The organism is Candidatus Roizmanbacteria bacterium CG_4_9_14_0_2_um_filter_38_17, assembly GCA_002788855.1.
Lineage (GTDB): Bacteria > Patescibacteriota > Microgenomatia.
This window is the reverse complement of record PFSB01000010.1, coordinates 18,850-32,760: the sequence shown is the minus strand read 5'-3', so window position 1 is coordinate 32,760 and position 13,911 is coordinate 18,850. Positions and strand designations below refer to the sequence as shown.

The 13,911-nt window shown below is 38.0% G+C and carries 11 protein-coding genes; 4 read left to right on the top strand and 7 right to left on the bottom strand.

The window, feature by feature from the left end; genetic code table 11:
- Positions 1-393: 393 nt before the first annotated feature.
- Positions 394-705, bottom strand: coding sequence for a hypothetical protein (locus tag CO050_02265; GenBank protein ID PJC31735.1), 312 nt, complete (start codon positions 703-705; stop codon positions 394-396).
- A gap of 180 nt (positions 706-885) precedes the next feature.
- On the bottom strand, positions 886-3,102 hold the full coding sequence (locus tag CO050_02260; protein PJC31734.1) for a hypothetical protein: 2,217 nt from the start codon (positions 3,100-3,102) through the stop codon (positions 886-888).
- Between the two features lie 46 nt (positions 3,103-3,148).
- Between CO050_02260 and galE the strand changes: the two genes are divergently transcribed.
- The 3 genes from galE to CO050_02245 all read left to right on the top strand — a co-directional run bounded on the left by galE (position 3,149) and on the right by CO050_02245 (position 5,953).
- Entirely contained in the window at positions 3,149-4,114 is a 966-nt protein-coding gene (galE, locus tag CO050_02255; protein PJC31733.1) for a UDP-glucose 4-epimerase GalE, read from the top strand.
- 63 nt (positions 4,115-4,177) lie between these two features.
- On the top strand, positions 4,178-4,747 hold the full coding sequence (locus CO050_02250) for a hypothetical protein (GenBank protein PJC31732.1): 570 nt from the start codon (positions 4,178-4,180) through the stop codon (positions 4,745-4,747).
- Positions 4,748-4,771: 24 nt separating this feature from the next.
- Positions 4,772-5,953, top strand: coding sequence for an ATPase (locus tag CO050_02245; protein ID PJC31731.1), 1,182 nt, complete (start codon positions 4,772-4,774; stop codon positions 5,951-5,953).
- Between the two features lie 47 nt (positions 5,954-6,000).
- On the opposite strand, the gene CO050_02240 is transcribed toward CO050_02245, so the two are convergent.
- Genes CO050_02240 through CO050_02220 form a run of 5 tightly spaced genes read right to left on the bottom strand, consistent with a single transcriptional unit; the run spans position 6,001 to position 12,549 of the window.
- Positions 6,001-7,452 carry a hypothetical protein gene (locus tag CO050_02240; GenBank protein ID PJC31730.1) on the bottom strand — a complete coding sequence of 484 codons (1,452 nt, stop codon included), beginning with the start codon at positions 7,450-7,452 and terminating at the stop codon, positions 6,001-6,003.
- Positions 7,433-8,989, bottom strand: coding sequence for a hypothetical protein (locus CO050_02235; GenBank protein ID PJC31729.1), 1,557 nt, complete (start codon positions 8,987-8,989; stop codon positions 7,433-7,435). The genes CO050_02240 and CO050_02235 overlap by 20 nt, the downstream gene beginning before the upstream one ends.
- Entirely contained in the window at positions 8,990-10,030 is a 1,041-nt protein-coding gene (locus CO050_02230; protein ID PJC31728.1) for an epimerase, read from the bottom strand.
- A 4-nt stretch (positions 10,031-10,034) separates the two neighbouring features.
- The gene (locus CO050_02225; GenBank protein PJC31727.1) at positions 10,035-11,627 is read right to left on the bottom strand and encodes a hypothetical protein; all 1,593 of its coding nucleotides are present in this window, start codon (positions 11,625-11,627) and stop codon (positions 10,035-10,037) included.
- The gene (locus CO050_02220) at positions 11,617-12,549 is read right to left on the bottom strand and encodes a hypothetical protein (protein PJC31726.1); all 933 of its coding nucleotides are present in this window, start codon (positions 12,547-12,549) and stop codon (positions 11,617-11,619) included. The genes CO050_02225 and CO050_02220 overlap by 11 nt, the downstream gene beginning before the upstream one ends.
- 84 nt (positions 12,550-12,633) lie before the next feature.
- Here CO050_02220 and CO050_02215 point away from each other — a divergent pair, with 84 nt between their 5' ends.
- Positions 12,634-13,824: a transcription termination factor Rho gene (locus tag CO050_02215; protein PJC31725.1), complete on the top strand. Its 1,191-nt coding sequence runs from the start codon at positions 12,634-12,636 to the stop codon at positions 13,822-13,824.
- The last annotated feature ends 87 nt before the right edge of the window (positions 13,825-13,911 follow it).

The window sequence follows — 13,911 nt, the reverse complement described above, 5'->3', positions numbered from 1 at the left end:
AATTAAGTTTATTGAACTCAAAAGGTCTGACCTTTTGAGTTCAGAATAAGCGTCTGCGAATCTCATTTCTGGATTCCCGCCTGTGCGGGAATGACGGAGGGTTAATGGGGTCAGCCATCATTGTCCTACTTGCAATAGTTTCGAATAACAGTTGCATCATTCGAAACTATGAATATTCCTACCGAAACCCAGAACATAATAAATCTCTTAAATCCATGGTGGACTCACGATACGTATGGTTTTAGCACTTGCAGATATGCCATGTCATATGATGTGCCCATTTTTTATTTGCTTAATAGCAACTCTACTACTTGTTTTCTATTAATTTTAGAATCTTTATAACCTAAGTCATGTCTAATCAACAAGAGAATATCCTCATACAGTGGTGATAAATTAACTTTTTTCATATCTCCCTTTTTTTGCTTCATTCCAAAATAAAATAAATTTATCTACTATTTCATCTGGAGCATATTTTAACAAGTCAACAACGAGATCTATCCTATCTTTAGGATGCCAGTTGGTAGTGCGATCTTTTGTAAGAATAGAATTAAAAATATCAAACAGCTTTTTGTATGTTTGTATTTTAAGATCATTCTTGATTTTTAATTCTTCAATTTGCTTAGTAGTTCTTGAATTAAGATACCAAAGTAAAAAAGGGATAATTAGAATATTTAGCCCTGTAAGTAATAGAGTTGCTATTTCCATATTAGTTTCCTTATGTATTAAAAAATGGGCATTTCATATATTATTCATAATTCCATACCTTATACGAACTCTTTCTGATTTTCGAAGTCAGATTCATCAATTCTGCTTTTATTTCTGCTTGATAAATAGCTTAAAAGTTCTCTCTCATGTGCATCGCTCGTACGGTCTTTAGATTGAGTTTCACCTAAGTAAGTATATCCTAGTATCCCCTGAAGAATAGACGACGTTTCCTAACTGATCAAAGTTAGATTCAATCATTTTCGGATAAGCTTCGCGCTCGAGTTTACCAACAAAAACATACTCAACTGCATATCTCTCTAGTAATCTTTTTACCTCAGCTAAATCTTTAGAGGTATACATTGTCTCTACTTCCGTTCTTCTTTTACCAGCCTCATCATAGCTACCTCGCCATAGCCATTCATGAACCGGCCATCCTAAAACAGTTGGCAATCCAGTATTTGACGAGACTCGCGCATAGGTCGTGTATGAATCTCCTACCGCCTCTAAAACAACCGGACACTTGCCTGCAGCAGCAGCACATAGCTTGTCTGCTCGCATATCTAGCCAGATGACTCCATTGTAATCCTCAGGGTATCTTTCCATAAGCCACCCTAAGCCATACAGCTCTTTATAGTTAGAAAGGCTATTGTAGTAGGAGTTAATTCCGAATAGGGGATAGATTAGAACAACAAATGTCATTAGAAGCAAAATAGCAGCATAGATAATCCTAGAGAGTCTAAGTTTAAAATTAAAAATTAGTTTTACAATCGTATAACTTACAACCAATGAAAGCATCATATATGCCTGATAACCCAGCTTAAACATAGTATTAGCTCTAAAGTGTGCCGGATAAATGTCTCTAATATATATAATCTCTGGAGCCCACAAGAGACCTACGGATAAGACAATTATTAGGAGCATAAACTTGTCTACTGGCGACTTCATAAGGTCCTTAAATCGAAGGATAAACCGCAAATATCCAAGTACACCAAAATAGAAAAACCCCCAGAGGATCATATGCATCCAGGGTTTGGATATTTGACACTTACCAGCTTCCGCCGTAAATGGACCAAAGCTTATCTGGCGCGTATTCTCAGCATTATTAAAGGCAAGGCCTTTAATAAATACTGATGCTGCCTCGTATCCACAGTTAATACCTAAACTTGAAGAAATAGGTCTAAAATTTGTCCTAAACGGATGTGAAAAAACCATAAAACTAATAGCAAGGATAAGCACGGCTACCAGAAAAGATTTAATCTTTTTTAGAGATATGATAAACAGTGTAGCTACAGTTAAAGCCCCGTAGATCAAAAGATCCCAGGCATTGGTCATATAAAATACGGCGAGTAAAAAACCAAATCCTATAACCACTTTTAATTTAACTTTTCCATACTGAATAAGCGCTAGTAATCCAGCGAGTATTAACATCACAAATGGAATGTTATTCACATGCCCATGGAGGTCAGAAACTATAAAGGAATATGCAGGAAACTCATGAATGGTAAAAGGAATAAAACGAGTAGCATTAGGATACCAGTAGTTATTAAGGTTAAAGTCCCAGGTAAGTTGCCAGGGAGCTAGTGGAAGTGTGTCTCCCAGAGGATAGCCTGCTGTAAACGCGTAGATTGTGTGCAGGTTGCCAGCAAAAGTCACCAGCAACCCAGACAATATTCCCACCACCAAAAGTTGCTTAAGAGAATATAAAGATCGGATCTTTATATAAAATAAATTTATCCCTAAAGAAAAAGAGCACACAAAAGTAAAAGCGGCAAGTGTTGCAATTTGTAGATTATATGTAACGGCTGAAGGAAGCATAGATAATCTAGTTAGTACGGCAGCAACTAATTGACCGAAGTAATAGTAGTTAATATAAAAACCAGCTATGTTTTCCGGAATAACCTCGCCGATTTCCGGCTTAGCGATTGTGGCCAACCACATATCCTGGGGAGGAAATGTTCCACTAGCGAGCATTGTGCGCACAAAACCGTAGTCCATTAATTTCTCCAATCCCTCAATTGCTGGTTGATGCGCTCTAACATAGCTCCAAAAAGCAAGTACTGCTAAAAACAGCAACTCTTCAATAATGAAAAATTTTATATCTTGTTTATTAAATTTTAGGGATCTTTTTCTAAGCACTAGATAATTTAAACCCGCCAATATGACTAAAATTCCCAGTACAGCTGGAAAAGTAAAAGGAACTAGCTTGAGGTATCCTCCAATAAACACTAGGTAAGATAATACCAACATCCCTATTACTTTGGTAAAAATATACCCTTTGTCTACAAATTTGGAGAACAAAATGGAAGTTATAGGTATAAAAGATAGGGTTATAAACATCAAGGCTAACCACCAAGTAAGGATATAGAGAATATCTAGTGACGGCATTAATGACGACATTAAGCTATTTTACCGCATTCATTGAGATAAGTGATAAAATAGGCGAATGAAGGTACTAGTAACTGGGGGAGCAGGGTACATAGGTTCAATAATGGTCCAGATGCTTCTTAATAATGATCACGAAGTGGTAATAGTAGATCGAACTAAAAACTCCACAGTAGAAGCCAATAAAAGGGCCAAATTCTACCAACAAGACATCTTAGACATGGCTAAGCTTGAAGAGATTCTTAAAACAGAGCAGCCTAATGCTGTAATTCATTTTGCTGGACTAATTTCGATGGAGGAGTCTACCCGCAAGCCCGAGCTGTATTTTAAAGTAAACACTTTTGGATCTTTATCACTAATAACTGCAATGCTAAATGCAGGTATCAACAATCTCATTTTTTCCTCATCTGCTGGGGTCTACGGCAATACCGATGTGGTTCCAATTGTTGAGTCAGGAGTAAAAAAACCCACTAATCCTTACGGCGAGAGTAAACTATTGGTTGAACAGATGTTGCTCTGGTTCTGGCGCACTAAAAACCTAAGCTCATTAAGTTTGCGCTACTATAACCTGGCTGGTGCCAGCAGTGACGGATCTTTAGGAGAGACCCATGAGCCCGAAACCCATATTATTCCTTTGGCTCTTCAAGCTGCTCAAGAAGGAGCTGAATTTAAGCTTTTTGGTGACGACTATCCCACTACTGATGGCACTTGTGTCCGTGATTACATTCACGTAGTAGATCTCTGCCAAGCCCATCTTATGGCACTAAGCTCATTAATAAACGATCCTCGTCACGACGCTTACAATGTTGGAACGGGTAGAGGTTGGTCAAACAGGCAAGTCGTAGATACTGTAAAAAAAATCACTCAAAAAGAGCTTTTAGTGAAAATTGAGGTTAGACGACCCGGCGACGCAGCTGAGCTTGTAGCCGATTCAACAAAGATAAAACAGGCTCTTGGTTGGAAGCCACAGCACTCGGATCTTGCGGAGATTGTTCAAAGTGCTTGGGAATATGCTGGCAAGCAGTGAACAGTGAACAGAAGACATTCCAGGAATGTCAACCTTGCACATTTCTGGAATGTACAGAATATGATGAAACAAAAAAAACTTAAAGTAGGTTTTGATTTTGATGGAGTTATTGCCTATAACCCTCTGCGAATTTTTAGAAAGCCCACAAAATACTTAAAAAGCCTTATTTTAGGCAAAAAAGAACTAGGCTTTTACTATCCAAAAAGCATTTTCGAAAAAAGGATCTGGGAGCTAATCCACGAAACAAGTTTTTTCCCAGCGCCAGGAATAGATGAGCTACGCAATCTACTCAAAAAAAATAAGATCGAAGGCTTTATTATTACCAGTCGCTACTCCTTCTTGCGTCCTCAACTGGAGCGCTGGCTCAAGCGAAACGACCTATATGACTATTTTTCAGGCATTTATCATAACGAGAGTGACGATCAACCCCACAAGTTCAAAGAAAAGATGGTTAAATCTCTTAAAGTAGATTACTTTTTGGAGGATAACTTAGACATAGTTGAGCATCTTAATAAAACAACCAAGACGCAAATCCACTGGATCTATAACCTATTTGACAGCTACTTACCATACAAACACAAACACCCTCACTTGAAATATTTTATTAAGCAAATAGTGCACTTGACAAAATAATAGTACATATTGTATAGTGTAGTTATGAATTTCATGCCAAGACTTGCCCAAGGGCGACTCGCGCAGTTATTAAAGACTCAAAAAATAGTTATTATTTTGGGCTCACGTCAGGTTGGAAAAACCACATTGGTTCAACAAGTTTTTAGGACTAGAAATGTCTATTTCCTTAATCTTGATATTGAAGTAGACAAGCAAAGATTTTTAGCAGCTTCAAAAATCACACCAAAAGCGGCAATCAAAAGTTTTGGAATGCCTGAAGTTCTTGTTATTGATGAGGCGCAGGGATTGATAGAAACCGGAAAGATAGTTAAAGGCTGGTACGATTCGGCAATTTCAACAAAAATAGTACTTCTTGGTTCTTCAAGCCTAAACATATTAAACCAGTCAACCGAGAGCTTAACAGGACGCAATGTCAAGCTTTTTCTCACGCCGCTTCTATTTAAAGAAATAATATCAACCCAAGACTGGTATTCAACTGCTTTTTCTTGGAACAAAATACAAAGGCAGTTTTCTGAACAAGTAAGGACTCTATTACTAGAGACTTTGGTTTTCGGTAGCTATCCTGAAGCTGTAACAACTGCACAGAAACCGCAATATTTAACAAACTTGGTTTCCGACTTTCTCCTTAAAGATATTCTCAACCTTGGATTAGTAAAAGATCCAGGCGTAATAAAAAGACTACTGATGCTTTTAGCTTTTCAAACAGGCTCAGAAGTCTCTATAAATGAGCTTGCCAACAATTTAAATTTATCCAGAGTTACGGTTGACAGATACATTGATCTTTTGGAACAAACATTTGTTATTTTCAGACTTCCAGCTTTCAGCACAAACTTGCGAAAAGAAATAGCAAAAAATTCAAAGATCTATTTCTGGGACACGGGTATTCGCAATGCGCTACTGGGCGAATTAAGCGTAAACCCTTTAAGATCAGACATAGGAAAACTGTGGGAGAATTGGGTTGTTTCGGAACTTGCTAAAGAAAATATTCAGCTCGAGCTTGGGAAAACACTTTATTTTTGGCGTTCCCGAGCTGGAAGCGAAGTTGACCTGATTGTAAAAGATGGAGAAAAGATCAGCGCTTTTGAAATTAAGTGGTTATCGCATAAAAAGAGAGGATCAAAAGCATTTAAAGATAAGTACGGAGTTGATGTAAAAATAATAACCAGTAATTTCCCAATAGTTTCCCTGGCAGAAAAAAATGATTAACTTTGACAGCTGCCTGCCTTACAAACACCCCCCCCATTTGAAGTATTTTATTTAGAAACTAAGGGATCAAGAATTATAATAATCACCTTATCCATATTATCGCATTCACTCAACAAGTCCGTATCTATTTTAGTTAACTCACTTTTTGGCACTAACACGGTCTTATGACTTACCTGATTACAGTCTACTCTGGAAGAATGTATCACAGTTAACTTGGATTCAATAAGGTCATAAGCAATTTTTATAGGAGCTAAGTTGTATTCATTAAAACTACTACTGTCACTCAGCAACAACACGCTTTCGCTACCAACTTCTGCTTGCTGTAGATATTTAATAATAAGAGCTGTTTCTTGATGGTTGACTAGTTGAAATATCCTTATTTGGCTTTGGTACACATTTATTCCAAAGATTACGATTATCAGGATATATATTAAAATTTTAGGCAAATAACTGCTAATTTTTACCAATGCTATTGCAGCAAATATATAGCCAAATGGCAAAAAATATATCCCTCGCATAGTAGGTGCATATACATATGGAGAAGTTATTCCAATAGCAACAATTGTGCATATGTACAGTGATAAGATAATTGCATAAGATAGATTTTTTATCTTCATAACGACCATAAATGAACCTATTAGAGCCAATATACGGGTAATAAAATCTAAGTATGGTCCAATAACAAAATGGTTGTAGTTGTAATCGAAATTTTTGTAATACAAGGCGAAATTACGCAGGATATTTATTATGACTTGTGATTTATTCTCAAACTCTGGATTCAATATGGTTTTTTCTGCTGTTGGACCTAAATGTTGTTGAATGGAAAATAAAGCTAAAGATACAAAGATAAGATAAATTATCACCATCTGTATATATTTATCCAGATTTTTACGCTTGAATAATAGTAATAAATAAGGGCTAAGAATAAAAGGGAAGAGAGGACCAATATATACATAAAATGATAAGCCAAGCAAAACTCCAATCAATATATAATTTAATCTTTTATCTTTAAGACGAGCTTGCTCTGCTAGGTAAAATAAGAGCATTAGCATAGCTAACGCAAGAGGATTTACTTTGCCAATTTTAAGAAAGTTAGCAAAGTAAGCAGAAGAACATATTAATACCGCCGTCATAAGCGCAACTTTGCGATTAATCAGGCTCCGTAACCATGTATAGCTAAAGAAAGAAATAGGAACTATCAAGATAACATTTGAGAATCGCCACGCAAAATTATTGACTCCTATTACCCACATGAATAATGCTTGCCAAATACTACCCAGAACAGGATTTTGAGAGAATACTCCATTAAGGTCGAATGGATTAACCATGAAACTCTTTGAGACTATATCAGCTGCATAAGTAAAAAAATACCATTCATCACCTACGAAAGAAAAGCGCCATGAATTTATACCCCATGTATAGAAGACTAGAGTAGCAATATATAATGTCACCAGCAATAAATAATCCTGATATTTGATATTATTCAATATTTTTCTCATAGATCATCACCCTTGGGTGGTCGTAGACCGTGAATGATTCATCAGATGTTTGATCAGGAATTGAAAATTGAAAATTAAAAATTGAAAATCGCGGATAGCTAACAAAATCAGCTACTAACTCAAAGCCTAGCTTTTCAGCAAACAGGTCTTGATAATATTGAGCTGTTTGTGGATAGCACCTATCTGGTGGGAGATTCTCGCAATCTGTCAATTTCATTAGCGGTGTATACAGACGATTGCTAGCCATAATGATATAGTCTGTATTAACAAGCTTTTCATTTATGCTCTGCCATTTATCTGGTGTATCAGATTCATACAATGGAAGCTCAATATAGCTATAGATAGAACTGTCTTTTATAGGCAAGGGCAACCTATCGTCCCAGTGTTCTACCGCCAGGGTTGATCCAGCTGGAATATTACTAAACATCCACTCTGACGCAGCAACTCTCGAGTGCGGACGAGAATATATAGACATAAATGCCAGTGGCCAAATTACAATTACGATTAATAAGGGTTCAACCTTTAATTTTAATAAGGGTTGAACCCTTGATATAAACAGAGCAGAAAAGATAGCTAGTAGAGGATAGAGGGGAAGCATATAGCGCATAAACTTAACCGCCGATGACCCCATAAAGAGAAAAAAGGGAACTGCAAAAGCAAAAATTACTATAAAAGGCTTCGCCTTTATATGTAAGAAGACAAAGGTAGTGCCTGCGATAGCTAATATCCCCAAAGGCCAGCCCAAACCCCAGCGGACAATATTATCAATAAAGTATAAATAGGCCCTTGTGCCAACATACTGCAGTGTATAAGGAAAGATAAAGGCATCTTTGCGCATAAGCGATTGCTGAATTAACTGTGACCTAAACTCGGCAAAATCCAGTATTGCATATGGCATAGCTACAGCAAAAACAATAAACGACACCATTCCAATAACCAATACTTGCTTAAAGCTTACACGGCGAAGAATAATTACTGCCAACACTGGGAAGGCGAGGAAAACTGCTGGTATTTTTGTGGCCAGCGCCAGACCAATAGCGGCACCTAATCCTATCGCCAATCGTATAGAATACCTGGTCCTCGATATTAGTTTTAGGAGTAGATAGAGGGTTAGAGTGGTAAAAAAAGTGAGGGGAATATCTGAGATAAAAAAGTGCGCTGACTGCATAGGTAGCACGGATACTGCATAGAAAAATGCAGCAAGATCAGCAATTTTGGGCTTTATTTGTTTGGCAATGAAATATACCAGTAAGACCGTTCCTGTATCAAATAACGCCGAAATAGCTCTTCCTATGTACAACATTCCACTATAACTATCCAATCCAACTAACCAGCTTAAAAACTTCAACAAGTATATAGGAAAAGATCCATACGCAAAAAAATCTGGGTTAAGGGCATCTGGAAAGCGCAAACGTTCTGCCACCATAATCAGCATTCTTTCATCGGGATGTAGATGAAATCCGGCATCCCAGTCTATGCCATACAGTCTTAAGAATAAGGCTAGCAGTAGAATAATAGGCAGTAGATATTTTTTCATTTAGAGGAATTTCTTTACAATCCCCAGTATTCCTTGTTTCCAGCCCACGGTATGTGTAATTCCGGTAGATCTTGCTTTAATTTCATCATAGTTAGATAAATACCACTTATAAGCTTTAATAAGAGCCTGGCGATTGGAGTGCTTAGGTTTCCAGTTCAAGTCCTTTGTGAGTTTATCTATCGACACAAATGAATCTTTGTCTGCCGTGTCATAAACCCACTGATATAAAGGCGATAATCCTATTTTTTCAAAAAACCAGAGGGCGCCTTTAACTGGACCAGCTGGAGTAGGAACTAGCTTTGAGCGAGAACCAGCAAATTCAAACAGTGCTCCCAAGTCATTTTTAACTGTACTAAATTCTGCTGCGCCAATATTATAGATAGCGTTGTATTTTTTTAAGTCTCTTGAAGATATTAGATAAATTGCCTCTATCAGATCATCAACATCCAGAAGCTGGTATCGATTGTTTCCACTACCAATCACTGGAATTTTTTTCCCATCATGTATCCAATCAAACAAAATCTCAAACACTCCCAATCTTCCAGTACCTACAAACGTCTTAGGGCGGATTATTGTCACATTTAATCCTTTAGCCATGGCTTGCAAGCAATAATTTTCTGCCGCTATCTTGCTCTTACCATATGGTCCTACACCAATTAGTGTATCATCTTCATACACTGGATGTTTTTTTGGCACACCATACACAGCCGTAGAGGAGATATGAATAACCCTCTTCACACTATTAGCTTTGGCAACTTCAAGAATACTCTTAGTTCCCATGATATTTACATCCATAATAGTTTCAGGTTTAGATAAGGGGAGAGCAGCGGCTGTATGGATTACAACGTCTATTCCTTTCATAAGTTTCTTCATCTTCTTTTTGTCTCTTACGTCAGCCAAAATCATCTTGCAATCTCGCGGATATTCAGTCTTATTAAAGGGGTTAATGTCTACTAGAGTCAAGCTATGCTTTTTCTTATGAAAATAAGTCGCCAGGTGAAGACCTAAAAATCCAGCTCCACCCGTGATTAATATGTTCATCTAATTATTCTAGCACATCAACTTTCTTATAAACCCGAATCGTTGGGTGATCAAATACAGTAAACGTCTCCTCCGCCCAAATCTCCTCAAATGAACCCAGAAGGTCTGACCTTCTGGGTTCAAAATAGGGGGGTTGGGTGTGGATAAGTTCAAATCCCAGACGACCTGAAAATAGTGCATCGTAATATTTTTCTAATAATGGATAATTACCGGCGTTCTGAGGTAGATTTGCAAATAGACGCCTAGAGGGAACAAAAATATAATCTGCTTTTTCTAGGTGGTTGATCAGCTGATCAGACAGCTCTTCTTCCTGATCTAGGTGATAGAAATCAAAGGAAATCACAGTAAGTTCATTTTCATTGCGTACGGGAATATCAACTACATTGGCAGTTTCAGACAGTATGTAACTGCCATCAGGAATATTCTCATTAATCCAGGTAGATGCCGCAATTCTAGTGTCAGGCATTGTATATATCTGAAAAAGCAATACTCCCTGAGCCACTGTAAAAAGCAGAACTAGTATTACTGCTAGTTTATTTTGCAGTTTATAGAGTGCGTAAGCCGTGAATACCGCAAATAGGGGATAGGCTGGCGTCATAAACCTTGTCCATTTGGCAAAAATTAATGAGTTTACAGCAATAATAAATAAAAATGAAAATATCAAAATTACAAAAAACTGCTTCCTATATTCTCTAAGTGATAGTAATAACCCAAATAAACCAAAAATACTGGTAATAAATCCAACCGCAAACGGAAAAACTCTAATTGCCTGGAAAACCAAAGGTACTGAGTTCTCAAACTGTCTGGTATAAAAAACCTTAACCTCTCCAAGGGCTACAGCTGACTCATATCTCATCGATGAGAGATATGACTCGTAATCAACGAGGTTATATGGTGAAGCTAACAGTGCAACCAGCACTGCAAATACCGTAAATATAAGCCAGAAATAAATAAACCTTTTCCAGTCCCGCGCAACATATAAGCTGGCAACAATAACGGGTGCTATAAAATACAAAGCCGAAACCTTAGTTCCAACCGCTAGCCCAAAGACGATTCCCATAAGTATTGATCTATACTTAGGACCAGGTCCTAAGTGGAGAGTGAGGTAGATAATTAACATGAAGAAGAAAGTTAGTAGTGATTCTGTTGTGCCAAAATGAGCAGCTTGAATTAGCCCCGGCATAAACGCTACTAAAACAGCAGTCAGTAGGGAGTAGGAGGTAGAAAGTAGTTTGCGGGATATCAAATATACCAGGGGAATAGTCAATGTAGAGAAGAGCGCTGACCAGAAACGCAAGTTATAGATCGCTTCTTTAAACGGAACCAGTCTTAAATCCAGACCATGAACAAGCTGGTAGCTGAAGTAAACTAGATACAAAGGAAGTTGTCCATAAGCAAAAAAATCAGGATGAAAACCACTGTTTAGGTTCAGCTGGGATATTGCCCTCGCCATGTTATTTTCGTCAGGGTGGAAAAATAAACCATCTCCCCAGGTTAGGCCATAAAATCGCAATAATCCTCCTAAAGCTACTATTAAGATAAGTAAAATTAGTATCGAGAAGCGGGTTCTCGAAGTTAAGGTTTGTTTAGATGACATACAGAATTAAGATGATGCTTAACCCCCATCCCAAAACTGTTAAGACAAGAGGCATGTCTGAGGTAATCAATCTTTCCGGCTCTTGCCCAAGTGAGCGTTCATAAATAAGCTGGGCATAGCGCATGATCCCAATAATTACAAAAGGAACTGTTATCATTAACCACTTGCGCTCCAAAATATGCGGAGCATACTGTAAAAGCAGAGGAGTTAGTAGCCTTGCTTCGCTCTTAGGGAACTTAAGCGTTCCTTCGATGAACGTAAACATTGCATAAGTCACAATAGAAGCTGTAGCAAAAGTAGAAACATAAAAATCCAGCATTTTTTCATGGTAATGTTTCAGTGAAGTCCTTGTTCTAGTACCTTCATGTGTAAACTCGGAGCGGCGTTTGCTGGCAGCAATAAACAATGACAAAAAGACCACCGTAAACATCAACCATACTGGCAAGTGAAGACCCGTTAGCACCTCTCCTGCAAAAGCTCTCAGCACGAATGACAATGCGATCGCCAATATATCCAAAATAGCAAAGCGCTTAAGATAGAAAGAGTACAGAACATGTAATGCAAAAAATCCCACGGTAATAAAAAAGAAGTTCACACGGATCGCAAATGCCGCCACAAATCCCAAGATGGTAAGTAGAATAATAATCTCAAAAGCGCGCGACTTTGGAAACATGCCCGAGGCTATTGGTCGAAATTTCTTCTTGGGATGTTTTTTGTCGAACGGCTCATCAATGATGTCATTTAATAAATAACTAGCTGATGATATAGCGCAAAATACAATAAAGCCCTCAATGGAGCGGAGTAGGAAAATAGGGTCAAACAGTTTGCCATTAAAAATGATTGCAGCAAACAGCAATAGATTCTTTATCCATTGACCAGGTCGCAATGCTTTAAACAAAGGAGGGAGCTTAAGATTATTCATATAAGCTATTTTAATGTATTTAATGTAATTTGACAAAGTTAGCAAGGTAAGCTAATATAAAGGAGCTTCGAAAGTTGTAGTCCAATGGATTACACTTTACCCAATTATTTTAGATCTCTGAGCTTTATGGCAGAAACAGACGAAACAAAACTACCTGAAAAATCTGACGATACCGAGGTTGTAACAGGAATTCTAGATTTAAATCCAAATGGACATGGGTTTTTGCGGCCCAAATTTCATCACTCACCTGATGATATCTATATAAGCCAATCTCAAATTCACAAATTTTGGCTCAGATCGGGCGATCAAGTAAGTGGAATTGCTCGTCCACCTAAAGAAAGTGAACGTTATTGGGGATTACTTAGAGTAGACAAAGTCAATGGAGATGACAGTAGTAAAGCAACCCGCCGCCCTAAATATGACGAGTTAGTTCCAATATATCCAGATAAGCAGCTAATACTTGAAACCGATCAAGACACCCTCAGCACGCGAATTATTGATCTTATAAGTCCAATTGGTTTTGGTCAGCGGGGGTTAATTGTGAGTCAACCCCAGTCTGGTAAAACAACTGTTCTGAAAGACATTGCCCATGGCGTTGCTCAAAACTTTCCTGATGCTCATATTATGGCTGTATTAATTGGTGAAAGACCAGAAGAAGTAACAGATATGAGTAGGTCAATTAAAGGTGAAGTAGTTGCCTCAAATTTTGATGAAGCTCCCGAAAAACAGACTCGAGTTGCTGAAATTGCATTAGATAGGGCTCGTCGCCTAGTTGAGCTAGGTAAAGACGTTGTGGTGCTTCTTGATTCAATTACACGTTTAGCCCGCGCTTACAATCTAAATGTTTCACCATCGGGAAGAACATTGTCAGGAGGGTTTGACCCTGCAGCTTTATATCCAGCTAAGCATTTCTTAGGAGCAGCTAGAAACTGCGAGGGTGGTGGAAGCTTAACTATTATAGGCACTGCCTTGGTAGATACAGGTAGTCGAATGGACGAACTAATCTATGAAGAGTTTAAAGGAACAGGTAATATGGAGGTGCATCTTAGTCGGAAGCTTGCTAATCGCCGGATCTATCCAGCAATAGACATAGATAAGTCATCTACAAGAAAAGAAGAGCTACTTATCAGCAAAGAAGACCTTCCAAAGATTGTGACTCTCCGCAACATGCTTTCTCTACTTGGAAGTGATGAGGAGCGCATCATTACGCTAATTAGCCAGATCAAGAAGTCAAAGAACAACAAGGAGTTCTTGGATAACCTCAAAGAAGGATAAGAATAACTCCACAAGGTCAGACCTTGCGGGATTAATGGAAAAGTGTCAAACGCTGGATGTTTGACAAAGGATTCTAAATCTCAGCTT

Coding starts and splice junctions, on each gene's coding strand:
- CO050_02265 (PJC31735.1), bottom strand. CDS start 705: ATGGAAATAGCAACTCTATTACTTACAGGGCTAAATATTCTAATTATC.
- CO050_02260 (PJC31734.1), bottom strand. CDS start 3,102: ATGTCGTCATTAATGCCGTCACTAGATATTCTCTATATCCTTACTTGG.
- galE (PJC31733.1), top strand. CDS start 3,149: ATGAAGGTACTAGTAACTGGGGGAGCAGGGTACATAGGTTCAATAATG.
- CO050_02250 (PJC31732.1), top strand. CDS start 4,178: ATGAAACAAAAAAAACTTAAAGTAGGTTTTGATTTTGATGGAGTTATT.
- CO050_02245 (PJC31731.1), top strand. CDS start 4,772: ATGAATTTCATGCCAAGACTTGCCCAAGGGCGACTCGCGCAGTTATTA.
- CO050_02240 (PJC31730.1), bottom strand. CDS start 7,452: ATGAGAAAAATATTGAATAATATCAAATATCAGGATTATTTATTGCTG.
- CO050_02235 (PJC31729.1), bottom strand. CDS start 8,989: ATGAAAAAATATCTACTGCCTATTATTCTACTGCTAGCCTTATTCTTA.
- CO050_02230 (PJC31728.1), bottom strand. CDS start 10,030: ATGAACATATTAATCACGGGTGGAGCTGGATTTTTAGGTCTTCACCTG.
- CO050_02225 (PJC31727.1), bottom strand. CDS start 11,627: ATGTCATCTAAACAAACCTTAACTTCGAGAACCCGCTTCTCGATACTA.
- CO050_02220 (PJC31726.1), bottom strand. CDS start 12,549: ATGAATAATCTTAAGCTCCCTCCTTTGTTTAAAGCATTGCGACCTGGT.
- CO050_02215 (PJC31725.1), top strand. CDS start 12,634: ATGGATTACACTTTACCCAATTATTTTAGATCTCTGAGCTTTATGGCA.